Origin of the sequence: Dictyobacter alpinus (genome assembly GCF_003967575.1) — a bacterium.
Lineage (GTDB): Bacteria > Chloroflexota > Ktedonobacteria > Ktedonobacterales > Ktedonobacteraceae > Dictyobacter > Dictyobacter alpinus.
The window spans coordinates 1,178,050-1,204,415 of the sequence record NZ_BIFT01000002.1; the positions used below are offsets into that span (position 1 = coordinate 1,178,050).

Below are 26,366 nucleotides of genomic sequence, written 5' to 3' on the forward strand. Positions count from 1 at the left end.
TTAAGCTGAGCAAGGAAGCACTTAGCCAGCAGTATAGCGTAAAGGAGCCTGCCAGTGAACATATCCACAGATTCACCCGCACCCATGGCATCTCGTAGCACCATAGCACGCGACTATGAATACTATAAAAAGGTCTTCGCAGGCCGTAGATTACCGTTTGCCTATTTGGATCTGGATCTGCTGGAGCAAAACATCCAGCAGATCATCAGCCGTGCTGGAGACAAAAAGATACGCATCGCCTCCAAGTCCATCCGTAGTGTCGCAGTCTTAAAACGTATCCTGGCAGCCGATGCGTGTTTCCAGGGGATTATGTGCTTTACGGCCCGTGAAGCAGTCTATCTGGCAGCTCAGGGATTGCAAGATTTGCTGATTGGCTATCCAACCTGGCATGCGCAAGATATAGCAGACGTGGCCCGGGCCACTACTGATGGTGCTCAGATTACCTTGATGATCGACAGTGTTGAGCATATTCAACAGATTGAGCAGGTCGCCAGCCAGCATAATGTGTGTCTTCCTGTGTGTCTGGACCTGGATATGGCCTTGAGTTTGCCTGGACTCCATTTTGGCGTCTGGCGTAGTCCATTGCGAACAGCGGAACAGTTACGTCCTGTATTGAACAGTATTGTCGCAGCCCCACATGTAGTGCTGGCCGGAATTATGGGCTATGAGGCTCAGGTTGCAGGTCTGGGAGATCATTATCCCAAAAGTGCGGCCAAAAATCGATTGGTGCGCTATCTTAAGCAACGTTCGATTCGCGAGGTTGCGCTACGCAGGGCCGGTGCGCTCAAGCTGATCGAGAGTTATCAACTTCCCCCACTGCGTTTCGTAAATGGCGGTGGAACGGGTAGTCTCCACACTACCCGCGCAGAGGCTGGCGTAACTGAGATCACCGTTGGCTCAGGCTTCTATGCACCAGCCCTCTTTGACAATTATCGGGACTTCCGTTATCAGCCCGCCGCTGGCTTTGCCATTGAGATCGTGCGCCAGGCTCATCCCACTATTTATACCTGTCTGGGCGGCGGCTATATCGCATCCGGTGCCACGGCGAAAGACAAACAACCTCAACCCTATCTCCCAGGTGGAGCACGCCTTGAACCCTTAGAAGGGGCCGGCGAGGTACAGACCCCTATTCACTACACAGGTCCTTTGAACTTGAAACCAGGTGATCCCATCTTTCTGCGCCACAGTAAAGCTGGCGAACTCTGTGAACGCTTTAGCACCCTGTTACTGGTCACCAATGGCACCATAGTCGACGAAATTTCGACCTATCGTGGCGATGGACAATGCTTTCTATAACACCAGGATGACAACTATTTCAGTACCGCCCACACATTTTAATTGAGGAGATGCTCATCTTATGGCGCTAGAAAAAACATACAACTGGCACAACTGGTCTGGCTCTATCCAATCCCACGTTCGTCAATTCGTACAACCATCGAGCATCGAGGAGCTTGCCCGCTTGATTGGCAGCTATAACCGCGCAGGACGCCATGTGCGTGTGGTAGGGGCAGGACATTCTTTTACGCCCCTGGTGAAAACCAATGATATTTTGTTATCTCTGGATAAGCTTCAAGGCATTGAGTCGGTAGATGCCGCAAGTAGCACCGCCATAGTCCTGGCTGGAACACGACTCAAAAGGTTAGGCGCGGACTTACTGGCTCAGGGGATGGCGCAAGAAAATCTGGGTGATATTGATGTGCAGAGTATCGCCGGCGCCATCAGCACTGGCACCCATGGGACAGGCATCCAGTTTGGCTCCCTATCTACCCAGATCGAGGGCTTCACATTGATAACGGCCAATGGAGAGATCCTTGAGTGCTCAAATGAACAGCATCCAGAGATCTTCAAAGCCGCCCAGGTCTCCCTGGGTATGCTCGGGATCATCGTCAAAGTAAAACTACGCGTCGTCCCCGCTAAAAAGCTTCATTTTGAAAGCCGACGTGAAACGCTCAGCTCCTGTCTGGCACAAATTGAAGACTATAAGAATAAGAATAATCACTTTGAGTTTTACTGGTTCCCGCATACCGAGGCCGTACAGACCAAGTTTTTAAATGAAACAACGGCGACAGTGACGGGGAGTAATCTGTGGGGCCGCTTTAATAAGGTAGTGCTAGAGAATGGACTCTACTGGCTGCTTTCTGAGAGTTGTCGCCTGTTCCCTTCAGCATCAAAATCTATCAGCCATATTTCGGCGCTGGGTGTTGCGTCGGTCAAAGAGGTAGATTATAGTCACCGTTTATATGCCACACCACGCATGGTGCGCTTTCAAGAGATGGAATACAATATTCCGGCTGAACATTTTTCCACTGTACTGGCTGAGATTAAAGAGAGTATTACACGCCAGCAGACCCGTGTGCATTTTCCCGTTGAATGTCGTTTTGTGCATGAAGATGATATCTGGCTGAGTCCCGCCTATCAACGCCCTTCAGCCTATATCGCGGTACATATGTACCGAGGCATGCCGTATCGCGAGTATTTTCAACAGATTGAGGAGATCTTCAAACGCTATCAGGGCCGACCGCATTGGGGAAAGATGCATACGCAGAACGGCTCCAGTCTGGCACAACTTTATCCACGCTGGGATGACTTCAAACGTATCCGCGCAGAACTTGATCCACACGGACTTTTTCTTAATGACTATCTACAACGCTTATTTGCTATTGAGACGCTTCCTAGCAGCCACTCTTTTCAAGCTACAGCATTAAAGGACAGCACAGAGTCTCAATCCTCTTAATATCTATGCTCTATATCTATATAGGAGTGCACTTATGAATGATGCATCGTCTCCTGTTCCAGTCCGGTCCGCAGGATCTACCCTTGGCAAAGGCTTTTTAGGTCTGCGCCATGCGGTAGTAATCTCGGTCGCGGTGATGTCGCCGGCGGCCTCGATCTTCTTTAATACTATTCCCCAGGCTGGACTAGTCGGGGCGGCAATTCCTCTCTGCTATGTCATTGGTTTTATCGTCGCGCTACTGGTTGCCAATCAATATAGTGAATTATCTCGTGAACTTCCTTCCAGTGGCTCAGCCTATACCTATGTGCGTGAAGGGCTCAATCCTGCCTGGGGCTTTCTCACTGGCTGGTTGGGATTGGCCGCCGTAGCCGTTGGAGCCCCCTACTCTTTTGTGCTGATGAGTGCCAATATCCAGGTTCTGGTGTCACGCTGGTTTGGCCTGAATATCAATTGGATCTTCTGGTTTGTGCTGGCCGTTGGCATCGTCTTTGCCCTCTGCTATACAGGTATTCGTCAATCGCTACAGGTTGACATGACATTGCTGGTCTTTGAAATGGGCATCTGCCTGATCCTGGCTGCCCTGGTTTTTTTCCATGTGGGTAATCAGGGAGGATTAAGCCTGGCGCCATTCAGTGTCAGTCAGGTTCCTAAAGGCGGAGATCTAACTGTAGGTATTATTCTAGCGGTACTGAGTTTTATTGGCTTTGAAACCGCAGCTACATTGGGAGAGGAGACCGCTGATCCACATAAGAATATACCACGTGCGGTATTTGGTTCCATGCTGGTCGTGGGTATCTTTTATATCCTGATGGCCTACGCAGCCACCATCGGCTATGGCATCCAGCAGATGGCGACCGGCTATGCCAATGATCCTGCGCCTTTTGATACCATTGGACGGCATTTTAGCGGGAGTATTTTCGCCAGTATCATCGATCTGGCTGGCACCCTCTCATTTTTTAGTGCTGCCCTGGCAATTATCAACGGCGGCGCACGCATTATCTATACCGTCGGACGCGATGGCCTGCTCCCACGCTGGACCGCTCTGGCCCATCCCATACACCAGACGCCTATCGGTGCGATCACCCTGCTCTGCGTCTTCGCCTTGATTTGTGGGATTCCCCTGGGTATCTTGTTAACGCCAATCACGGCCTTCTCATTGCTGGGCACACTCGACGCCCTGTTAATCCTACCAATCTATATCCTGGTAAATATCGCCTGCATCCGTTTCTTCAGACGTCAACGCCGTGGTCAGTTTCATCTAGTACGCCATGGACTCATCCCTATTATCAGTACAATGTTAATGGCAGCCATATTTATTGCCGCCTTTATTTCACCAGGACCAGCCCCACTCGTCTTTGTACCTGTAATCGTCGGCACCTGGCTGCTCATAGGCGGAATCCTGATTATACGTATGCGCAAACAGCTCACACAAGCATAAGGGAGCAATACAATAAAATTATACAGCTAGCCGTGTCGCATAAATCACAAGGTAGCCGGGAACATAATAGTAGCGCTGGGCTTGAAGTTGCTGGGCTGTCGCCTGATCCAGTTGAGGTTCGATAAACTGCTGAATGGCACAGCCTTCCTGAATAAGACTATTCAGATAAAAGCTTAATGGACGATGCACAAAATGCCCATATGTTTGTTTCACGGTCCTTTCCTGAAAGTAATCCCGTGTCTCAACATATCCCTTGTCATTCCAGGCTGAACCTGGCTCTTCAAAACAGGGGTGCAAAAGGGAAATAATGAATCCACCGCCTGGCTTAAGTGCGGTGATGCATGTTCGTAGAGCAGGCAGATAAGCAGGAATATCCATCAGGACCATGTTGGCAATCACGTAATCAAATTTCTCTGCCGGCACAGGCACCGAGGAGAGATCCGCCTGAAGATAGTCAATACCAAGCCCTTCATGTTCTTCTCGCTGGCACGCATAGGTATACCAGCCATCCGCAGGCTCGACGCCAGTCATACTGGCACCTCGTTTCGCCAGCAAGCGGCAAAGATACCCCTGCCCACAACCAGCATCCAGAATAGCCTTACCACGCACCTCTCCCAGTAAAGAAAAAACCACCGGATTTAACAAATGCTTGCGTGTCGCATCCCCTTCCTCGCCAAATCCCTCAATAATTTCTTCAGGCATCCTAGACCAGGCTTTTATCGCGTCTGAATTATTTAAATCAGCCATAACTTTCCTTTCACAATAAAAGAAGATATCAGGTATGATGATACCCGATATCCTCTTTTTAGCTAAAAACAGTCAACACACGTTGATCTTTAGCGCTGTTGATCATATGGTGGTACCTGACGTGACGCGTCGTTCGGTGAGATGCGCTGAGTGGGACTCTCATATGATTGGGCATCCTGCTGTTGGGGATTGTAAGCTGGCGCCTGTTGCTGTTGAACTGAAGGATTGTAAGCTGGCGCCTGCTGCTGCTGTTGAACTGGAGGATTATAAGCTGGCGCCTGCTGTTGTTGAACCTGTGGGTTATAAGCTGGCACCTGCTGCTGCTGCACTGGAGGATTGTAAGCTGGCGCCTGCTGCTGCTGTTGAACCTGTGGGTTATAAGCTGGCGCCTGTGACTGTGCATAGGGGTCAGCAGGAGCGCTGACTGGCTGGCGTGTGTTTACGTTGAGTTTCCCTTCAGCGGCGGCGCTGCTAAATGCATTGACGGTACCTTCGGTACGAGCAAGGACACGCTGTGCCGCATCACGACCACCCAGGCCAAATGCCAGACCGAATGCCAGGGCCGCGCCAGCTACGATGGCTCCGAAGAGTTCATTGATCAATGTAGGCGCAATATTCAATTGCTCCAGAGCGATAAGGGCGGCAAAGCCAATGATCAGGTAGCGAGCAATGGCGGCGAAAACACTGGGATTACCGACATTAGCGGATGCGGTTACGCCTCTTACAAGGTCAGACACAAAGACTGCCAGCAGGGTGCCTAAGAAGAGTACCAGGATAGCGACAAACACATTTGGCAGGAAGTTCACAATGCTGTTCAGAACATTGCTTACGGCTGGTACACCCAGCGCATCAGCGGCTGGTACAAGGAAAATCAGGATAATGAACCAGTAGGTCAGACGCCCCAGCAAGCCTGCGGCATCCATACTGATATTCATATTTTGCTCAAAACGGCTCAGACCAATGCGATCACCAAGTCGGTCAAAGCCTATCTTACGTAACAGGAGGGTTATGCCTTTGCTAACCCACGTAGCAATCAACCAACCAACCAGTAAGATAAGAGCAAAACCAATCAGCCGGGGAATAAATCCCAATATTAAATTGACAGCATTAGCCAATGCGCTAATAATTGCTGTTCCCCAATCGGTAACAACTGTCATGCAGGAATTCCTTTCGTACTAAGGCCACTCTTACAGATGTGCGTTCAACCGGTGACGCGGTCAAAATCTAATATCAATAAGTTCAAAGATCCCATAAGATGAATCTTCACAAAACATTCATCTTATTTAGTACGGCATACAACACCAATAGGAATACAATCTCTAAATCAAGTTGCTCGATGTGCAAAGAGCGAGAATGGTCTTATTTGCTGCTAGAATTTTGGCGTAGCCAGTAGTTATAGCGCATATTTCCTTGCTTAACGCACTACTAGATAGGCTTTACGTTCAGCTAAACCTACACGGGCAATAAAACCTGAGGGAAAGGAAAGATAGTCACTCTCAATACCATCACTAAAGATCACCCCATTTTCTGGCATCTGGGATGTAATGATCAATTCCTGGCCTTTTGTCAGTTGGCCAAAAACGATCGTTGCCTGTGAAAGCCTGGAGACAAACGGTTCACGCACGGTAAACCAGACATTTTCGGCTTCCCAGCCCAGTGCAAGTGCCTCAACCTCTGGTGGCTTAACAGCATTACTATCAGCAAAATATTGAGCAATAGAGCAGGCACCGTGAGTAATAGAGCGCAGCCAACCAGTTGAGCCCGCACCAGTTGAGACAATAATACCACTGGAGATTTGAGATTCGATCTGGCGTCCTAATTGCAGTTGGTAGCGAGCCGAGGTATGGCTACGTGGACCAATAAAGAGATCATTAATGCCATAGAGCACCTGTCCATCATTAAGCTCAGCCTTCACCATGGATACATGAGACAACCGCTTTTTTCCCCGTAGCACATGCTCTAATTCAGTCCGTAGTTGCTCATAATGAAAAGGAATTAAAACGCCATCAATCCTGCTGGGGTCAGGGTTGACAGCCAGAATGGGTTGGGTCGTGAGATACTTGGCCGTATTGATTACCAGTCCATCAGGACCAACGGTGAGGACCAGATCATGCTCATCAAACTGATAGGTAGGTAAAAAGTCGCGCTCGATAAACTGCTGCTTTATCGTTGCTGGCAACTGTCTCTTGATACTGGCAATGGCTTGCTGATACTGCTGATGCGCCTGCTCATACTCACTAAAAGATATTTTATTCTGCTCAAGATAGAAACGTGCCTGATCGCGTGAATTCAGGCGATAGATCAATTCTTCCAGGGCGGTCTTCTTGGTGACCACCACAATTCTTTGAATTTCAGCCATACTCTTTCTCGCTTTGCTCATAGAGCGTTGTAAAGTAGACAAGCTTACATATACAATGTAAGCTTGTCTGTTTTGTTCAGCATAAGAAGCTATTAGCCTTTGAGTAGTTGCTCTAAGATCTCTGAGGTGATGGTCAAATTACCAATTTTATGGGCATTGTCCGCAAATTGCCGGAAGGCCAATGCCAGTAGTTGTGATGAAGCCAGTTCGCGATAAGGATTCAAACGGATGCGCGTAGCCTCGGACTCAAACTCGGCTTCCTGGCGAGCGTTTTCACCTTTTAGCGCGACCAGTTCTTTACGTCGCTCTTCAAGGGCCACTGAGGTTGCCAGTTCATTTTGCTTGATTTTTCGCTCTTGCTCCACCGCTTCCGCGCGCCGCGAATAGATCGCTTGATCGGCACGTTTCTGCAACTCCTCACGCTGTTCAGCCTCTAAGGCCTTGGTTATTTCAGGAGTAGCTTTGATAGCTGTGTAAAACAGACTCACACAGGCTACCCCCATACCAGTCAGGCCACTCTCCTCTAATAAACGCTGAAAAACATTACGTGCCAGTACCTCTGAACTCCTCAAGGCATCCTGCAATGAGAGCTGTTGCAACAGATTACGAGTATGCATCTGGACAATATTCACGATACGCTGATTCAGTTTGGCTGGATCTTCACTACGATAACTATGCGTGCGTGGATCAATAGTGAAATTCAATAACTGGGAGATAGTGGTTGGTTCAATCACACGATAAGTAATCTGACCCTGTACAGTAACAGCTTGGAAATTACTGGTGGCTTCATTAAAGATGAATGGAGTATCCACGGTCGCTAAAGGAATCATTGCAATGGATGTACTGGGTCCCCAATACCAGAATGAGCGTCCAGCACCCTGCTGCAAGACACGACCATTTGAGTAGGCAAAGATGTATTCAGTCGGTTCAGCTTTAAAGTATGCATATAGAGCCATGCGAGTCCTCTTTTCACTGTCATTATTCAAGGGGTTCCGACTTAGTGTATCATTTACACTAATAACTGTACCTGAGATAATGTCAGATGTCAACCTTTCTACGGGCGAACATAAAAAAACCCTGAGGCAAAGTTGCTTTGTCGTTGCTTTTAGCTTGTTTGTGCTCTATACTTGACTTTATGAATAGCAGAGGAACAAAACCATGTGGTGAGGGATGTTTGACCGATGAAGTCTACGCAGAAGAAACGGGCATGAGATTGCGCTGATCGAGGAGGTTGCGCTCAAATGCGCCGAACTTCGCCTCTTTCTGTTGACTTGATACGTGTAATAAAAGAGCTTTTTTATTATCTACATTGCTCTTATCCATGATGCTGGCATATCTTTTAGCACAGTGTCAGCAAAGAACCATCGTGAATGCCGCCCGACGCGGCTAGCGAAATGGACAAAGGAGGTCTTTCTATGCCTAATCAGCGGAATTCATACAATGATCCACAGTACCCCAATCAGCCACAGGGTTCTTACCCGTATCAAGATTATAACGAAACGACTGAGCAGAATATTCAGCAGGGCAATGCTTATATGCAGAGTCAGCAGCAACAATATCAGGACCCTGCCGGTAATCGCGTCCAGAAGCGTAGAGAGGTGTATAAGGACAACGGCCAGAGTATGGCGAATACACGCTACTGGATAACTTCCGTCATTTACTTTTTATTAGGTGTGCTGGAAGTTATCCTGGGCCTGCGTTTCATCTTTCGCCTGTTTGGCGCCAGCCAGGCCAGTCCGTTTATTAACTTTCTCTATAATCTCAGCCATCCCTTTGTGACCATCTTCAACGGTATTTTCAATGATCAAACGATTGGAAACACTGGTGTCTTTGAAATTTCCACAATTCTGGCAATGTTGATCTATGCATTGATCGGCTGGGGGATCGTTTCATTGGTGCGCATTGTGCTCTTCCCTAATGTTCCAAGCCGCACCGAAACAACGACGACACGCCGTCGCCGCAACTCTTAACTTTTTCCATTCTCAGGACAGGATACCTGCTTCTGCATACGCAATACATCAGGTTATCCTGTTTTTTTTATGCTATTTTATAATCGCTTGCGATGAGATAAGATATGGGATGGAGAGAGAGTCTCTCACAATCAATAGAAAGAGCAGGGCTATGACGACAGATCAGCACACTGTGCAACTGGCGCGACAGGCGTTTGAGGAAGGAGAGGGTATTGTTCGATTACTGCCAACCTGGGTACCACGCGTTTTTTGCGTACCGGGTCGGCGCTTACGTTTGCATAGCAGCGACCTGTATGCCTTTGGCGCTCATCGGGGTGGCATCGATGAACGCTGGTTCTCATCCACAATTAAAGCCGACAATGGTCCTTTAACTAGCGAGGACGAAGGACTGAGCTATATCGCAATCGCCAATCAGAAGGTGCTATTGCGCGATGCCCTTGATCTGCTGGGCAATGAGATCCTCGGTGCCAGCACAATTGAACGTTATGGTGGCTGGGTTATGTATAGCAAATTTTTTGACAATATGTACCCACTGCCACATCACTTGCATCAAAGTGATGAGCGAGCCGCGGATGTCGGACGGATAGGGAAACCGGAGGCCTATTATTTTCCCGCGCAGTATAATTTTTCCCTTGGTACATTCCCATATACTTTCTTTGGACTGGAGCCTGGCACTACCCGCGATCAGGTGGTGGCTTGTCTGAAACGCTGGAATGAAGGGGATAATGGCATCCTCAATCTTTCGAAAGCGTATCGCCTGACTCCTGGGACCGGTTGGAATGTCCCAACGGGCATTCTGCATGCACCCGGCACTCTCTGTACCTATGAACCACAACGGGCCAGTGATGTCTCATCGATGTGGCAATCACTGATCGCGGATTTTCAAGTACTGGATCGCTCGATGCTGGTCAAGGATGTGCCGGAGGATAAATGGGATGATTATGATTATCTGCTCTCATTATTGGATTGGGAAGCCAATGTAGATCCTCAATTTAAAGAGCAGCGTTTTCATACTCCTATCACAGCCCATCCAGAGGAGGAGATGCATGCCGATGGCTACCATGAACAATGGATCGTCTATGGTAGTGAATTTTTCAGTGCGAAAGAATTGACCGTGCAACCGGGACGAACAATAACGATCCGGGATGCCGGAGCGTATGGTCTGATCTGTGTGCAGGGCTACGGCCGCTTTGGCAAACATGCCGTCTCAACCCCGACCTTGATTCGCTTTGGCGCGTTGACCGAGGATGAGTTTTTTGTCTCGTTACCGGCCGCCCAACAAGGTGTGACGATTACCAATGCCAGTGCCACCGAACCCCTGGTAATCCTCAAACACTTTAATCCGGGCAATAGTGAGATGCCACAACATCCATACGCAAATTAATCAAAGTAGATACGTACAAACAGAGAAGTTTGATCATTTCTTGAATTACAGGAAGTTGGAACACAACATATGAACATTCGGTTTGATGGCCAGCGAGCCCTGGTTACCGGTGCGGGTAAGGGTATTGGCCGCGAAATTGCACTCTTGTTGTCACAGTTGGGAGCTTATGTAGTGGCCGTGAGTCGCTCACGGGAGGATCTGGAGACGCTGGCACATGAGATTCACGGTGAGGTGATTGCAGCTGAATTAGGTGATGTGCAACAAGCCCAGAACGCGGCACGTCAGGCAGGTAAGATCAATCTCCTGGTCAATAATGCCGGCATCTCCATCCCACAATCCTTTCTAAAGACGACCGTTGAAGATTTTGATGCCACCATGGCAGTCAATGTACGCGCCACAATGGTTATCTCACAAATTATTGCTCAAGGTATGATACAGCGCGGCTATGGAGGCGCGATCGTCAATATTTCCTCACAATCCTCCCATCTCGCGGTAGCCGAACATACCGCCTATTGCGCATCCAAGGGCGCGTTGGACCAGTTGACGCGGGTCATGGCGCTTGAACTTGGTCCTTTTCAGATACGTGTCAATGCTGTCAATCCAACCATCACCCAGACACCAATGGGAATGATGGCCTGGAGTGATCCCGCTAAAAGTGGTCCCATGAAGGCCCGCATCCCACTCGGACGCTTCGCCAAACCATTAGATGTCGCCCATGCCGTCGCCTACCTGCTCAGCTCAGACGCCGACATGATCCATGGCATCACCCTCCCCATCGACGGAGGATTTCAAACACATTAATTTTTACAACCAACTTTGTAAACCAGGCGTGAACTACTCCTGATCACGTTGAGCACAACATAAATCCCTTTTTAATGTTGCGGCTCTATTCGCTCGAAGAGCGAATAGAGCCGCAACATTAAAAACCCAGCTATGGTCATGATCAGGAACCTTAACGTAGACCGAGGAGACGGCAACCCGCAAGGGGATTGCCCTACATCTATCTTTTTTATTTTTTCGTTGTTTAAGATTGAATAAACCTTCATGCTTGAAATAGAGAAAAATCACCTGGAAATGACTATTGTAGGGCAATCCCCTTGCGGGTTGCCCTCTCCTCGCTTGACGTCAAAGTGCCTGTGGGCGATCATGTTGGGGATGGCATGAATCCAGCTGAACGTACGTCGAACGTGTGATAAGCCGGCGTTGCGTACGTCGAGTGGCGCCACACGCAAGGCCGGCATGCGGCATGATCAACGACGATGCGTGCAAAAAAGACCTCGCATGCCTGTGGCGCCTACACCACTCTTGTTTCTTCAGGCATGATCGCTCTGGAATGTCTTGGTGGGCGATCATGGAATATTCCCTCACACACGTTTCAACATGATCAGGCACCATCCAACATGATTGGTGTAGGCGCCACAGCACTGCGAGCCCTTCTGACCCCTTGGCTCACGTAAACTCAGCAGTGCGGCCTTGCGTGTGGCGCCCACTCGACGTACGCAACGCTGGCTTATCACACATTCGACGTACACGACGCCACGCCATGGAACGGGGCTAACCGAAACGTCTTGGGCGCAAGGTCTAATCCAGCAGTGCAAGATGTATGGGTGCCGCAATTACAACATCTGCCACACACTATTCGTAGAACTATAGAGAATATTTTTTTACATTGAAGAGAATCCTTTCCCTATATTTATTTCTGGAGATGAAGACCATGGTGACCACCCCAACTCCCCTTCCAACAGGTCCAAAGGGACTTCCTGTCATTGGCAGTTTGCTGGATTTCCAATATCGGCCGTTGCGCTTCTTTCGCGAATTAGAGCAACGTTATGGGCGCATGGCAACGGTCCATATCGGGAAACAACCACTCTTGTTCTGCTTTCGACCAGAACATATACGCTATTTTTTGACCGAAAATCCTCGTAATTTTGTGAAACCGGGCAACGCCAATGATGTGGGCTTAAAACTCTTTCTCGGCGATGGCTTACTTACCATTGATGGTGATCATCATCGTCAACAACGCCGGCTGGTACAGCCCGCATTCCATAAGCATCGTGTCGATAGCTACGCCACCATCATGACCCGCTATGCCCAGGAAACCATAGCATCCTGGCAGCCTGACTCAGTCGTGAACATGGCCAGTGAGATGCAGTATTTAACATTGCGCATTATCACCAAGACGCTCTTTAATGTGGATTCAATCGAGCAGACCAAAAAACTGGGACATGCCTTTGACGTGGTGATCAGCGGTGGTCCACCAAGGACAGTTATCAAAAGCCGCATTCGTTCCCCATTCGCATCTACTCGCGAACTAGATGAAGCATCGCGCACCATTGACACATTTATTTATGGCCTGATTGAGCAACGGCGTAAGACCAACGATGATACAGGCGATGTCCTATCAATGCTCCTCCAGGCACAGCAAAACGAGCCGGAGTCAATGACGGATAAGCAGATCCACGATCATGTGCTCACCTTTGTCGCGGCAGGACATGAGACAGCCCAGAATACGCTATCATGGACGTTTTATCTGCTCTCCCAACATCCTCATGTACGGGCCAAACTTCTCGCAGAACTCCAGACGGTCCTGGCCGGCCGGGTACCAACACTGGATGATCTGCCCAAACTACCATATTTAGAGGGCGTCATTAATGAATCCTGGCGCTTCTATCCTCCTGCCTGGCGACAAGCCAGAATGGCACTCGAAGATTTTGAACTGGATGGAAAGTGTATTCCAGCCGGCACCATTACCATCTTGAGTCAATGGATCCTGCATAATTTGCCGGATATCTGGGGGGATCCAGAAAACTTCCGACCGGAACGCTGGGATAAGCAAAATGCGCCGTCGATTCCGCAGGGTGCGTATTTTCCTTTTGGCCTGGGTCCAAGGATCTGTATTGGCATGCCGTTCGCCCAACTGGAAACTAAACTGCTGCTAGCCACTATCCTGCAACACTATATTCCACAGTTAAAGCCACGGGCACGCATTGTCTTCCAGCCTTTAGTGACGCTACGTCCTAAATATGGCATGCCAATGCGCCTTGAAACCAATAACACGATCATTTCACCCGTATCAACCACAGTCTAACAATGCCCTCGCTCTGCTTCGCAGAGTAAAAAATTGTAGTGTGATAATGCAGAAACGTGTTCGGCTCAGCCGAACACGTTTCTGCATTATCACACTACAAACCTGATTGATCAGGTTGAAAAATCAAGCAATTTCGGTTACTGGTTTTTCCTGTGGAACTGGTGCGGCCTTACTTGCGGATTGATATTTGCCAGGCCAGCCAGGCAAGAAGAGAGAGAGCAGGGTGGCGACAACCGCAATAGCAAAGGTGAGTAGATAGGCATGCTCAAGTCCCGTAATATACTGGGCCTGGAACTGGTGAATGCCATTGAGCGCTGCCTCACGTACAGCAGGGGGTAATTTGGTGAGATCAGCTCCTGCCTGAACATTTTTGGGCATGCTCAAGGTGATAGCACTGGTTAAGACGGTAGCCAGGATCGCGACACCGATCGATTGCATGGTCTGGCGCGTTGCCTGTACCAATGGTGTGGCACGATTCAAACGACTCAGCGGTACATCCAGCAGGGCAGCTACCTGACTGTTCTGGATGATTAAACCGACCGCGATACCACGCAGGACCAGCAAGAAGATAATGAAATTAATGCTGGTATCAATTTTGATCTGCGCAAGCTGGTAGGTATTATACGCGATCAGGATAAAGCCGACCACAATGGGTACGCGTGGTCCAATGCGGTCAGTAATGCGTCCACCGATAAAGCTTGAGAAAGCAGAGGCAATAGCCAGCGGCAACAGAATTAAACCGGCCTGGAAGGCGGTCTGACCACGCAGGATCTGTAGATAGAGCGGCAAGAGAAATTCGGCACCAAAGAGAGCAATGGTACCAACCATACTGGCAACGTTGGCGATGGCAAAGCTGGGAATACCAAACAGCCGCAGGTCAAGCAGTGGATCGGCTGTACGTAATTCGATAATCGTGAAGAGCGCCAATGCGACCACACCGACAGCAAATCCAATCACCACGCGTGGATCGGTCCAACCCACCCCTTGCTCTCCCGCCGCGGATGCGGCAAACAGGATGGCGCCAAAGCCAAGGGCGGAAAGAATAATGCCAGGAATATCGGCTTTCACGCTCGCGGAACCCGGTGCTTCACGCAGATACAGGGTACCGATGGTTAGACCGATAGCACCAATAGGAATATTCAGATAGAAGATCCAGGAGAGCAGATTCTGGTCCACCAGCCAGCCACCAAGCAACGGGCCAATCGCGGGAGCAAAGACCAGCACGATGCCGAAAATACCAAAGGCGGCTCCGCGCTCACGCGGCGGAAAAGCACGGAACAGTAAAGCGGTACCCAGCGGCAAAGAGATACCACCACCGATGCCTTGAATGGCGCGAGCCGCGATCAAGAAAAACAGCGATGGGGCAATTCCACATAGGATTGAACCAACGACGAACAGCACAAGTCCCAGCAGATAAATACGTTTGATGCCAAAACGATCACCGAGAAAACCAGATAATGGCGTGGCAATACCTAGAGCCAGCGTATACAGGCTGATCACCCATTGGGCTTCGCTGGTTGATACTGAATAATGCTGCTGTAAAGCCTTGAGAGCCACATTAATAACGGTTGAGTCCAGGATCACCATAAAGAGTCCGGTTACAACCGTAGCCAGCACCCGCCACTTATAACTGGCATCTGGTGCGTTTTGAGATGCTGGCGAAACACTTGCATTCGCTTCCATCTACTTACTCCTTATCAATTGATAAACAAAAAAGGAATTTATAACAAGGTTAGTCACCAACAGTTGGTGACAGTAAAAGAGAAAATCAACCTTAAGCTCGATGGATACATCGACTTGTTGGTTGACCACCGAGTATAGACGTATATGAACAGGTTATACGGGTACATTCTTTGTACTTGATATTTTTATCAAGCGATAAAAATATATGCTGTTCAACATCAATTGTCAAGCATACGAGAAAAGTTGAAACCTACAATATGGAGAATTCCGTATAACAAGCACGTGGATACATTCCAACGCTGATTAAATAGACACATTTTTCTCTTTTATTCATTACTGTCAGCTTTGCTAGCTCTATCAACAAAGATAATAGAGCAAATGAGAAGCACACAGGTATTATTCACTGCAACCAAATAATCAGTGCAATGGAGCATGAGAACGATGAGTAAAACGATGGAAACGACAAAGGCCGTAAAAACTGATATTCCCGCGAGAATGGATCGCCTGCCGTGGAGCCGCTGGCACTGGCTGGTGGTCATAGCGTTAGGCATCACCTGGATCCTGGATGGGCTAGAGGTAACAATTGTTGGCTCTATTGCCAGTACCTTAAAGGATCCACAAACCCTGCATTTGACTGATGTTGAAGTCACCAGTGCAGGTACGGTATATCTAATCGGAGCAGTTATAGGAGCGCTCTTCTTTGGTCGCCTGACTGACAAGTTGGGACGTAAGAAGTTGTTTATGATTACGTTGGCGCTCTACCTTATCGCCACAATTGCGACGGCCTTCTCATTCAACCTTTACTGGTTTGTAGCTTGTCGCTTTATTACTGGCGCAGGTATCGGCGGCGAATATTCAGCCATCAACTCGGCCGTGGATGAGTTGATTCCTGCTCGGGCACGCGGTTGGACAGATATTGTGATTAATAGTACCTGGTGGGTAGGTACAGCCTTTGGCGCCGCACTCACAGGTGTCCTGCTCAATCCAGCGCTTCTGCCTATTAATCTGGGTTGGCGTCTGGCTTTTGCACTGGGGGCTATACTGGGACTTGCAATCCTGCTGATCCGACGCTTTGTACCTGAGAGTCCACGCTGGTTGATGATGCATGGTCGTTTTGATGAAGCGGATCAGGTGGTAAAGGGCATTGAACAAAAAATCATGACAGAAGACAAGCTGGATACGTTGCCAGAACCCGAAGGTACGTTGAGTATCAAACCACAGGGAACGGTAACCTTTAGCCAGATCGCGCATACCCTATTCAAGAAATACCCAAAACGTGCGCTCCTTGGCTTCTCACTCATGGTCGGCCAGGCATTCCTCTATAATGCGATCACCTTCTCTTATGGCTTGATCTTCACAACGTTCTTCAATGTCAAAAGTGATGTTGTGGCGTTCTACCTGATTCCTTTTGCTCTAGGTAATATCCTTGGTCCATTGACGCTGGGACGCCTCTTTGACACGGTTGGTCGGAAAAAGATGATTAGCTTTACCTACATCTGTTCAGGACTGCTGTTTGCGCTTTCCGGCTGGTTGTTCGCGATAGGTGTTCTGAATGCCTTAACTATGACCATTTGCTGGTGTATCGTCTTCTTCTTTGCCTCTTCAGGTGCCAGTTCCGCGTACCTGACCGTCAGCGAAGTGTTTCCGTTAGAGACACGAGCGCTGGCCATTGCCTTCTTCTATGCGATTGGTACCGCGGTTGGTGGTTCCTTAACGCCTCTCTTCTTTGGTTACCTGATCCAGACCAAAGATCCCTTTGTCGTTTTCTACGGCTACATCATCGGCGCTGTCTTAATGGTAGCAGCCGGCATCGTAGCGATCTTCTTTGGCATTAACGCAGAAAGACAATCACTTGAAAAGATTGCCAGCCCACTCTCCACTACCCAGGATCAGGATGAAGCAGCCATAGCAAACTAGTAGTCTGTCAGACAGCATGTAACAGCAAAGCAAGGATGGGGGAGGTTACGGGAGAACAGCCCCCGTAACCTCCCCCATCCTTGCTTTTTTATTCAAGGTTTTCAATCTTCTTGCCAGCTAACTGCTCTTCCAGTTTTTGCCAGACAAACAGATCAGCTTGCGCGTTATCAATACGTCTATTGCTATAGACCGCATCGAGAATGGTCTCGGTCATCAGCTGGCGAAAATGGGTAAAGTAGGATTTTTGCTCTACATAGCCAGGCATAATCTCCAGCATAATCTGTTCCGGCTCATAGAACTGATCGCGATCAAAGGCCAAGGCCGCCAGATCAGCATAGCTATGAATCAGCTCTACACGAGCAGCATGAAGAAAAAAGTTTGCTTCAGCGCTAGAGACCATAAAGACACCAGCGATACGACCGCAATAGAGAATAGGATAAATCACGATACTCTTTTCATGCTCTACCCGTGACAGCGCTAGTAGATTGTGCTCCTCATCCAGATCCTGCACAATAGCTGGTCGATATGAGGTAACGACACTACCAACCAGGGACTCAGCACCAAGAAACATGGCATCCTGCTCCAGATTACTTTTCCAGGGCGAGGTGCCAGCGCCCACGCTTTCACGCAGGCTCCGCACTTTGTGCTGTGGGCCCGATGGCGGCATACAACGTACAATCCAGATTGACATGCCACGCCGCTCGGGATCCAGTTGACCAAGAGCCTGCTGGATAATGAGCTGGCTTAGCGACCAGAAACGCAAATTCTCACCAGTCGTGGCACGCGCAATAAAAACCTGTTGATAAAACTCAGATGGAATAATCAGCGCTAAATGGCTCTCCTCACCTATCAGGGTCGTACCAGCTTTATTCTCTTCACGCAAATAGTGAGACATCTGCTCCTGATATTGTGGCGGCAATGCACCCAGCATCTGACGTAAATTATGCAGACGTGGCTCCGATTTACCAGTAATCCAACGCGTCAAAGTAATAGGAGAAATATGCAGCGCATCAATAATTTGCTGCTTCACTTTATCGTCACGGATAATGTGCGCCAGAAAATCACGCCATGTCTGCTTCTGCGTCGTCACGCCATCAACTGACAATTTTTTACGAGCCTGCTTGACTGACGTCTGATCATGATTAGATGAAGATAACGTAGATACAGGCGACGCGTTTTTTTCTATATTGAATATCGTTCGATCTTCTTTATTCATCGTCCCCTCCCCCAATAAATTCTAGCTATCGCATCATTTCTATATACAACATTAAAAGACTATATGAATATCAACTGCCTGTTTGTTTACATGCCACTGTAATCATACAAAGCAGCATAACAAGCTACTGTACACATCAGGGGATGAATGTAAATAGAAGGCACCGCCTGCCTCATGTGCTCAAAGTCAGCGCCAACTCATCGCTCTATTGAAATAGATTATTATCGCGTCTACTGTATCACAAAGCAGTGATAATTAGCTATTAATTTATTATATATAAACTCAAGTATATGGATCCAATCATTACCACTGAAGCACAGTATAATAGTAGAAAATATATGGAAGAAGTGCATTAGAGGAGGGGAATGCCATCCCGGTTGCGTCGCCCATAGGTAGAAGTTCGTCTGCTACACATTCAGGATGTGAACAACAAAGAAGATGATCATCATTCTGCACATAAAAATTCCGGACCCCTATCTTGTAGATGGGGATCCGGGAAGGACAAGAACGATGTTCGCTTCCTGCTTAGAACAGGTTCAGTGGTTTGCCTGATGTTCTTGGAGTTGGTGCAGGCTCCTGAGACACAGTATAGCCAACATCATCAAGCGTCTCTTCAATCTGTTGCAACGAGAGTTGATCTGGATCATAACTAAGATGAACACTCTTAGTTGGAATATCAGTTGAAACGGCGGCTACTCCAGGAAGCACACCCAGGGCACCATTGATCGCCTTGACGCAATGCTCACAACTCACATCAGGCACCGAAAGAGTAATATCTTTAGTCATCATATCTTTCCTTTATGTCATCAGGGGAAACCACTAAGTGAACAGTAACTGCAGCTAGCGGTTCCCAGCTAAGGTGTAAAGTTGGACGAGCTCCTTAATGATCTCATCCTCTCGCCCCTCCGCAATGCCCTCAGGGACACATGTATGCAGGTGGCTTTCAACAAGCAGACCTTCAAGCTTCTCGATGGCTTTACGCACGGCGTATGTCTGTCGCAAAATATCTACACAATACTTATCTTCTTCAATCATCTTCCTTATACCACCTAGATGACCCTCAATATAGTTTAAGCGCTTGAGGACCTCTTGTTTATCTGCCTGCATATGTCTGTCTCCCTCTCTATCCCTACCCACCTGGGAGGGGTAAAAAAAGTATAGCATACACCCAATCATTTTGCAAATAATCGTCAGGAATGTCTGGTAGGTTTGGTCTTGTCACTTTTTCCATATGTCGCCATACTTTGAATTCAACAACTTAAGACATTTAAGAACTTAGACACTAGAGACATGTGCAGAAATGTCTTAAATGTCTTAAGTTGTCGAGCTCAAATCATTATGATAGATAAAAAAAGCGATCTCAGGCGTAGCGGTAGGGCTTGCCCCTACTACCGGTTCACGTATGAAATGTTCCTCAAACATGTTTACTTAAGGCTGGCAGATCAAAGCGTGGACAGTTTCTGGCTTGGACCTGCTCATACGTGGTGCTGGTCGCAGGGGCAAGCCCTGCCGCTACGATCAATTTTTGGGTCTTTTATCATTCAATGGTACAATTATCTATTATGTTCATCAAAGGGGCGTGTAATGGCCTTAAAATCGCAAGTAGAGGCATTTTGCGGTTTAGAAGGGAATCACATTTCTTCGGATATTCTCCTGCACGCTAAGATTACCTGTGAAGTGAGGGTTATCAATCGAGGGTGAGGCTTGAATCTACTTGACAAACTTTCAAGGGAGGTCTATAGTAATCATATCCCCCCCCAGGGGGTATGGGTATATGGCTTTAAAGAGAGAAGAGGGATGTGGCATGACGATAGATATGAGTCAGGATCATGCGAGTAACAAACATGCGCCTTCCAGCGCTACAGATATACAGCAGCATGCTCAGTTTATGCTGGAGGGGATGACGTGTGCTTCCTGTTCGATGCGTATCGAGAAAGGACTCAAGAAGTTGCCCGGCGTGCTGGATGCCAGCGTGAATCTGGCGACCGAGCGAGGCACTGTCACCTATGATCCAGCGCAAACCGATGTGGCTAAGATGGTACAAAAAGTCGATGCCATCGGCTATAAAGCTATTCCTGTTGAAGTTCCAACTGCTCCTCCGCTGCCTCCTGTAGAGCAGCAAGGGCCAGCACTAGAGATACAACAGGCAGTGCCACAACCTATCCAGTCCATCGAGGTTCCGGGCGAGACGGAACAGCCAAACACAGCTCAACTCACACCGACTCAGGCCCAGAGCGCACGCCGACAGGCTGAGTTGGTCCGTAAGCGTAACCTGCTGCTCCTGGGCATCGTGCTCTCGCTTCCTGTTGTGATCTTGAATATGTTTTTCATGAATCGTTTTCCTGGTGAGAATATCTTATTGCTCATTCTGACTACGCCGGTCTGGGCTATCGTGGGTTGGAACTTCCATCGTACGGCGCTAAAAACGGCTCGGCACCTGAGCGCTAATATGGATACGCTGATCTCACTCGGATCAACGGCCGCCTACCTGATGAGCATCGTGGCAACCTTCTTTCCAGATCTGATCGGGGCAACGACCTTTTATGATACAGCCGCCTTGATCATTACACTCATCTACCTGGGAAAATATCTGGAGGCGCGCGCAAAAGGCCAGACCAACGAGGCGATCCAGAAACTGATGGGATTACAGGCGCGCACCGCCCATGTTGTACGTGCGAACCAGGAACTGGATGTGCCGATCGAGCAAGTACAGGTCGGGGATGAACTGATTGTACGCCCGGGAGAAAAGATTCCGGTCGATGGAACGGTACTCACGGGCCAATCTTCTATTGATGAAGCCATGATCACCGGTGAGAGTATGCCGGTTGAGAAGAGCGAGGGCGATACGCTGATCGGCGCAACCATCAATCAGCGTGGACTGTTACGTATGCGGGCCACAAAAGTGGGAACCGATACCATGCTGGCACATATCATTCGCATGGTTGAGCAAGCACAGGGCTCAAAAGCACCCATTCAACGCCTGGCTGACACGATCTCTAGCATCTTTGTCCCTATCGTCCTGATCATTGCGGTCCTGACCTTTATCGGCTGGACGATTACAGGTAGCCTGGGTATAGTTGGTGCTACGAGCAGTGCAATGGGTGCAATGGACTCCACAGCCATGAGTAGTCCCTGGATGATTGCCATTGTGGCAGCGGTAGCGGTTCTGGTGGTGGCGTGTCCCTGTGCGCTGGGTCTGGCAACACCGACGGCGATCATGGTCGGAACTGGCAAAGGCGCGGAACAGGGTATCCTGATTAAAGGCGGCGAGAGCCTGGAACGTATTCAAGCGGTCAGCGCTATCTTGCTGGATAAAACTGGCACGATTACTAAAGGGAAACCCGAGCTGACCAATGTGCTGGCACTGCCGGGCATCGACCAGACAGAGCTACTACGCCTGACAGCCGAAGCGGAGCAGGGATCAGAGCATCCCCTGGCAACAGCGATTATAGCAGGAGCCAGGGCACAGGATATTTCCCTGGGGGCCACTCCTGACGCTTTTACGGCCCTGGTAGGACGTGGTCTGGTAGCACAGGTAGAAGGACATAGAGTAGTAGTCGGCACACGCGTTCTGATGCGTGAAAACGCTATCGACACTCATATACTCAACGAGCATTTAGAGGTATTAGAGGGACAAGGGAAAACGGTGATGCTGGTAGCCATTAATGGCACTATGGCTGGCTTGATCGCGGTCGCCGATACTGTAAAGGATGATTCACGGGCAGCCATCGAAAATTTGCAGCAGCAAGGTCTGGCCGTCTGGATGATTACAGGCGATAATCAACGAACAGCTCAGGCGATTGCGGCTCAGGTTGGTATACCTGCCGACCATGTTCTGGCCGAAGTGTTGCCCGAAGATAAAGCCAATCAGGTCAAACGTTTGCAGGAGCAGGGACGAGTAGTAGCCTTCGCTGGTGATGGTATCAACGATGCGCCGGCCCTCGTTCAGGCTGATGCCGGCATCGCCATGGGAACAGGCACAGATATCGCTATGGAAGCATCCGATATCACCCTGGTCAAAGGCAATTTGCAGAGTGTCGCCACTGCGCTGGAATTATCACGTGCCACGCTGCGTACAATCAAGCAAAATCTCTTCTGGGCCTTCGCCTACAATGTTATCTTGATTCCGACCGCGATCCTTTCACCATTGATTCCTTCTCTGAGGGACAATGCACCGATCTTCGCGGCCGCCGCTATGGCCCTCTCATCCGTCACGGTCGTCAGCAATTCCCTGCGACTACGCCGGTTTGGACGCTCAAAGCAACAATAAGAGATACTCTAAAAAACGTCCAGTCCTACCATGCGCAGCGCACGGTAGGACTGGATATTAATCCTTGCCGGCCAGATTATACAATTGGACCAATTCCTCAACAATTTTGTCGGTCTCGCCATTTTTGATACCATCAGGAACACACGTATGTAGATGCTCTTTAACCAGCAGCGTTTCCAGCTTTTCAATAGCTTTGCGCACCGCATACGTTTGCCGCAAAACATCAACGCAATATTTATCATCTTCAATCATTTTGCGAATCCCATTAAGATGACCCTCAATATACCTGAGTCGTTTCAGGGCATCAGATTTATCGGCTTGCATGCTGTTATCTCCTGAGATCCTTCCTGGCGACCATGTGCTACTGTTATCGTAGATCGCTTTATTTCTATCAATGTTGTGCCTATTCTACCATAGAGCTCACAGTGAGCATAGCTATGCTTTTTCCTGGCGCACTACCATTAAATTCCACGATGGTATGCATACCTTTGCAAAAAATGAATGACATCCCTATTAAATGCGGCTGGTTGACACATAAAAAGAGATGTGCTATTTTAACTTTCATACTACGTAAAAAGTGTTAAAGATTACAACAACACAGGAAAAAGAAAGGGATCGGTATGGCTGGCGCGATGACGGGGCTCACCATAACATGGTGTTTTCGCTTCCGTTTTGCACGTGTTTCCGCATTGCGTGTCGCCCAGGGCCGTACTATGCCTTTTTTTGGGGAAGACGTTGACATGAACTAAGCATAAACACGAGCAAAACGTCGGACCAGTCGGCCGTGGGTGAAACAAAACAGTTCTCGCCCACGGCCTTGTTCTTGTCCATTTTCTCATGTGTAAACAGGTCCTGGGGCGAGTTATCAGCGTTTCCCAGGGCCTTTTTGTGTCCTGAAAATACATCATGAGAATGGAGTCTATCAAAAATGCTGTCACGTACATCAAAAAATACAGGCTCACCAGCACTCTGGCGCAATTGGAACTACCTGCTCTTACAAGGTGGTCAGCTTGTTTCGTTTGTAGGCGATCAACAACAATTTATTGCTCTTCCCCTACTGATCCTGGCCTTTACAGGCTCGCCTGTTCAGGCGGGTATCGCCGTCAGTTTGAATACCATCGCCGTCATCGTGATCAGTCCGCTGGCTGGTGTGCTGGCAGATCGCTGGAACCGCAAAAGGATTATGCTGGCTTGCGATGCGGGCCGCATGCTGCTGGTCCTGACGATTCCGCTTGCCTTCTGGTTTCATGTACTAAGTATGCTACAGATCTATGTGGTGGTCACGCTAGCAGGTGCATTGGGAACGATTTTCAGTGTCGCCAATACAGCGACATTACCCAATATAGTCACACGCGAGCAACTGCCAACCGCCCTATCACAGTCCCAGGTAGCATATTCCAGCGTACGTACCCTCGGCTCTCTACTTGGTGGAGCCCTCTATACCATCAATAGCGTCTTTCCCTTTCTGGTCAACGCGATCTCTTTTGGCGTCTCAGTTTTTTCACTGAGCTTCATACGTGGAAATTTCCAGAGGAGCGAGAAAGCTTCTCATCTACCACTGCATCAGACCATCGCCGAAGGCTTTTCCTGGTTATGGAAACAGCCGCTACTCAGATTTCTCACCATCATCAATGGAGCCGATAGCCTGCGCTATGGCGCGGGCTACCTGGTCATTTTGATCCTGGCAAAAGAACTGCATACATCACCAGGCGGCATCGGAGCTATCTTTACCGCGGCAGCGGTCGGCGCGATCATTGGTAATATTGCCAGCAACCAGGCACGACAACACTTCTCATTTGGCACGATCACGATCAGCATGCTCTGGCTAGAAGCGCTAATGTTTCCGCTCTACGCGGTCGCGCCCAACGCCATCTTTATGGGTATCATCGCCGCAGCCGAAGAGTTGGTCGCCCCAATCTATAATATTGCGCTCGATAGCTATCGTCTGACGACCACCCCCGATTCCATGCGTGGTCGCATGAGCAGTACTGTACAGATGGTAATTCGAGGAGCCCAATCCATCGGAGCCGTCCTTGGCGGCCTGCTTATTCAAGATATCGGAGCCAAACGCAGCGCCCTCATTCTAGGCGCCTGGCTGATCCTGCTCGCCATTGCAACCACCCTGAATAAACACGTTCGACAAGCAACGCTCACATCGCCTGAGGCCAGCACGTAGTAGCTGCGACCCTCAGCGGTCGCAGCTACATTGCATTTCTCGGGGGGGAGGCTCCTATTGGGCGCGTGCCGCTGAAAAAAATGAATGGCACCAATGAATGGGCTAAATATAGAAAACATGCATTATATACCTTATAATCACTATAATTGTCTGACCACTTTTAGATAGAATGATGGAGACCTCTCTATGCAACTGGCATTAATCGCGGATATTCATGGGAATCTGGTGGCATTGGATGCAATTCTGGCTGATATCAGCCGACGGCGGATCACACAGATACTCTGTCTGGGTGATGTCGCCTTTGGGGGACCGCAGCCTGTTGAAGTATTGCAACGTTTGCGCGAGTTGCGCTGTCCTGTAGTGATGGGTAATACAGATGCCTGGTTACTTAAACCCGAGCTTAAGGAGCAGAGCTCAACGTTTGCACGTAACGGACAGGATATCGGATACTGGTGCTCGCAACAGTTGAGCGCGGAGGATACATCTTTTATAGAGAGCTTTGTCGCAACGTATACATGGTCGTTAAACGCGACAACGACGCTGCTCGCCTATCATGGTTCACCTCGTTCCTTCAAAGAACAATTACATCCAACCACACCAGATGAGCAGGTAGGACAAGCCATTGGGGACACGAACGCCCAGGTGCTGGCAGGTGGACATACACATCAGCAGATGCTACGGCGCTATAAACACCATCTACTGATCAATCCCGGTAGTGTTGGCATGGCGATGGATCGTAGTTGGCCGTTGGAAGAGGTACGCAATCCACCATGGGGCGAATACGCGATCCTGAATGTAGGAGACAATAAACTTCATAGTGTCGGTATCGAATTCTGTCGGATGCCATTCGACATAGAGCGCTTTCTGGCTATCTCGTTCCAGAAAAACATGCCTCATGCCGAATGGGCAGCCAATGAGTGGCTTAGAGCATAGTTTGCATGCGACGCTTCAGGATCATTTTCTCTCACAAATGCCCGTAGAAAATTTGTGAGAGACAACAAGAAGAGAAGATTCTACACATACATTAATAGTGTAGACAAAAAGAAAACCGGATAAGGATAAAACACATACAAGATGTTGCCTTCTGTATGCGATATCGCCTACCCGGTACTCGGTCTCCCGAGCTTTCACAAGCGCCTGGACAGTTGCTTACTTATTTCACAAGAAGATATAACATGTGAATCGCTTTTTGTCAATTGGCAGACAATAAAGATGAGAAAATTCTTTTGAAATTTCTTATCATATTGCTTGATATTTTACTTATGCATAGACATTAGCTTGTCCAGACGTTTTAGCCTCTATATTAGAGCACTGGATAAACCGGGTCAGGCGCAGAGGTACTTATATAATGTTTATGTACAAGCTTTATCCCTTACGCCTCGCG

General features: G+C 48.8%; 21 protein-coding genes. 11 read left to right on the forward strand and 10 right to left on the reverse strand.

What is annotated here, in order from left to right:
* Positions 1 to 84 precede the first annotated feature (84 nt).
* From EL633_RS27240 to EL633_RS27250, 3 genes are all read left to right on the forward strand, one after another.
* The gene (locus EL633_RS27240; protein ID WP_126631904.1) at positions 85 to 1,296 is read left to right on the forward strand and encodes an amino acid deaminase/aldolase; all 1,212 of its coding nucleotides are present in this window, start codon (positions 85 to 87) and stop codon (positions 1,294 to 1,296) included.
* 61 nt (positions 1,297 to 1,357) lie between these two features.
* Positions 1,358 to 2,734, forward strand: coding sequence for a D-arabinono-1,4-lactone oxidase (locus EL633_RS27245; RefSeq protein WP_126630420.1), 1,377 nt, complete (start codon positions 1,358 to 1,360; stop codon positions 2,732 to 2,734).
* 34 nt (positions 2,735 to 2,768) lie between these two features.
* Positions 2,769 to 4,172 (forward strand): APC family permease, encoded by a 1,404-nt coding sequence (locus tag EL633_RS27250; protein ID WP_126630421.1) that lies wholly within the window; start codon positions 2,769 to 2,771, stop codon positions 4,170 to 4,172.
* A gap of 18 nt (positions 4,173 to 4,190) precedes the next feature.
* On the opposite strand, the gene EL633_RS27255 is transcribed toward EL633_RS27250, so the two are convergent.
* The 5 genes from EL633_RS27255 to EL633_RS37935 form a co-directional block, all read right to left on the reverse strand.
* A complete protein-coding gene (locus EL633_RS27255; protein ID WP_126630422.1) occupies positions 4,191 to 4,919 on the reverse strand; it encodes a class I SAM-dependent methyltransferase in 729 nt (242 codons plus the stop codon).
* A gap of 89 nt (positions 4,920 to 5,008) precedes the next feature.
* Complete coding sequence (locus tag EL633_RS27260) at positions 5,009 to 6,076, reverse strand: mechanosensitive ion channel family protein (RefSeq protein WP_126630423.1); 1,068 nt, start codon at positions 6,074 to 6,076, stop codon at positions 5,009 to 5,011.
* 257 nt (positions 6,077 to 6,333) lie between these two features.
* The gene (locus EL633_RS27265; RefSeq protein ID WP_126630424.1) at positions 6,334 to 7,278 is read right to left on the reverse strand and encodes a diacylglycerol kinase catalytic domain-containing protein; all 945 of its coding nucleotides are present in this window, start codon (positions 7,276 to 7,278) and stop codon (positions 6,334 to 6,336) included.
* 92 nt (positions 7,279 to 7,370) lie between these two features.
* The gene (locus EL633_RS27270; RefSeq protein ID WP_126630425.1) at positions 7,371 to 8,234 is read right to left on the reverse strand and encodes an SPFH domain-containing protein; all 864 of its coding nucleotides are present in this window, start codon (positions 8,232 to 8,234) and stop codon (positions 7,371 to 7,373) included.
* 232 nt (positions 8,235 to 8,466) lie between these two features.
* Positions 8,467 to 8,601 carry a hypothetical protein gene (locus tag EL633_RS37935; RefSeq protein ID WP_281275939.1) on the reverse strand — a complete coding sequence of 45 codons (135 nt, stop codon included), beginning with the start codon at positions 8,599 to 8,601 and terminating at the stop codon, positions 8,467 to 8,469.
* 92 nt (positions 8,602 to 8,693) lie between these two features.
* On the opposite strand from EL633_RS37935, the gene EL633_RS27275 reads away from it, so the two are divergent.
* The 4 genes from EL633_RS27275 to EL633_RS27290 all read left to right on the forward strand — a co-directional run bounded on the left by EL633_RS27275 (position 8,694) and on the right by EL633_RS27290 (position 13,720).
* On the forward strand, positions 8,694 to 9,248 hold the full coding sequence (locus EL633_RS27275; RefSeq protein ID WP_161982485.1) for a YggT family protein: 555 nt from the start codon (positions 8,694 to 8,696) through the stop codon (positions 9,246 to 9,248).
* A 151-nt stretch (positions 9,249 to 9,399) separates the two neighbouring features.
* Complete coding sequence (locus EL633_RS27280; RefSeq protein ID WP_126630427.1) at positions 9,400 to 10,632, forward strand: hypothetical protein; 1,233 nt, start codon at positions 9,400 to 9,402, stop codon at positions 10,630 to 10,632.
* 69 nt (positions 10,633 to 10,701) lie between these two features.
* Positions 10,702 to 11,433, forward strand: a complete 732-nt coding sequence (locus tag EL633_RS27285; protein ID WP_126630428.1) for an SDR family oxidoreductase — start codon at positions 10,702 to 10,704, stop codon at positions 11,431 to 11,433.
* 913 nt (positions 11,434 to 12,346) lie between these two features.
* Positions 12,347 to 13,720 carry a cytochrome P450 gene (locus EL633_RS27290; protein WP_126630429.1) on the forward strand — a complete coding sequence of 458 codons (1,374 nt, stop codon included), beginning with the start codon at positions 12,347 to 12,349 and terminating at the stop codon, positions 13,718 to 13,720.
* 123 nt (positions 13,721 to 13,843) lie between these two features.
* On the opposite strand, the gene EL633_RS27295 is transcribed toward EL633_RS27290, so the two are convergent.
* Positions 13,844 to 15,403, reverse strand: coding sequence for a DHA2 family efflux MFS transporter permease subunit (locus tag EL633_RS27295; protein WP_126630430.1), 1,560 nt, complete (start codon positions 15,401 to 15,403; stop codon positions 13,844 to 13,846).
* A 441-nt stretch (positions 15,404 to 15,844) separates the two neighbouring features.
* Between EL633_RS27295 and EL633_RS27300 the strand changes: the two genes are divergently transcribed.
* Positions 15,845 to 17,320: an MFS transporter gene (locus EL633_RS27300; RefSeq protein WP_218027595.1), complete on the forward strand. Its 1,476-nt coding sequence runs from the start codon at positions 15,845 to 15,847 to the stop codon at positions 17,318 to 17,320.
* Between the two features lie 88 nt (positions 17,321 to 17,408).
* Here EL633_RS27300 and EL633_RS27305 read toward each other — a convergent pair whose 3' ends face one another.
* The 3 genes from EL633_RS27305 to EL633_RS27315 form a co-directional block, all read right to left on the reverse strand.
* Positions 17,409 to 18,536 carry a GAF domain-containing protein gene (locus tag EL633_RS27305; RefSeq protein WP_126630431.1) on the reverse strand — a complete coding sequence of 376 codons (1,128 nt, stop codon included), beginning with the start codon at positions 18,534 to 18,536 and terminating at the stop codon, positions 17,409 to 17,411.
* A gap of 525 nt (positions 18,537 to 19,061) precedes the next feature.
* Positions 19,062 to 19,325 carry a heavy-metal-associated domain-containing protein gene (locus tag EL633_RS27310; RefSeq protein ID WP_246039269.1) on the reverse strand — a complete coding sequence of 88 codons (264 nt, stop codon included), beginning with the start codon at positions 19,323 to 19,325 and terminating at the stop codon, positions 19,062 to 19,064.
* Between the two features lie 51 nt (positions 19,326 to 19,376).
* Positions 19,377 to 19,643 carry a metal-sensitive transcriptional regulator gene (locus EL633_RS27315; protein ID WP_126630432.1) on the reverse strand — a complete coding sequence of 89 codons (267 nt, stop codon included), beginning with the start codon at positions 19,641 to 19,643 and terminating at the stop codon, positions 19,377 to 19,379.
* 697 nt (positions 19,644 to 20,340) lie between these two features.
* Between EL633_RS27315 and EL633_RS27320 the strand changes: the two genes are divergently transcribed.
* Positions 20,341 to 22,806 carry a heavy metal translocating P-type ATPase gene (locus EL633_RS27320; RefSeq protein ID WP_246039270.1) on the forward strand — a complete coding sequence of 822 codons (2,466 nt, stop codon included), beginning with the start codon at positions 20,341 to 20,343 and terminating at the stop codon, positions 22,804 to 22,806.
* 57 nt (positions 22,807 to 22,863) lie between these two features.
* Here the strand turns inward: EL633_RS27320 and EL633_RS27325 are convergent, their stop codons facing one another.
* The gene (locus EL633_RS27325; RefSeq protein WP_126630433.1) at positions 22,864 to 23,130 is read right to left on the reverse strand and encodes a metal-sensitive transcriptional regulator; all 267 of its coding nucleotides are present in this window, start codon (positions 23,128 to 23,130) and stop codon (positions 22,864 to 22,866) included.
* 604 nt (positions 23,131 to 23,734) lie between these two features.
* Between EL633_RS27325 and EL633_RS27330 the strand changes: the two genes are divergently transcribed.
* Positions 23,735 to 24,982, forward strand: a complete 1,248-nt coding sequence (locus EL633_RS27330) for an MFS transporter (RefSeq protein WP_126630434.1) — start codon at positions 23,735 to 23,737, stop codon at positions 24,980 to 24,982.
* A gap of 186 nt (positions 24,983 to 25,168) precedes the next feature.
* Positions 25,169 to 25,915, forward strand: a complete 747-nt coding sequence (locus tag EL633_RS27335) for a metallophosphoesterase family protein (RefSeq protein ID WP_126630435.1) — start codon at positions 25,169 to 25,171, stop codon at positions 25,913 to 25,915.
* The last annotated feature ends 451 nt before the right edge of the window (positions 25,916 to 26,366 follow it).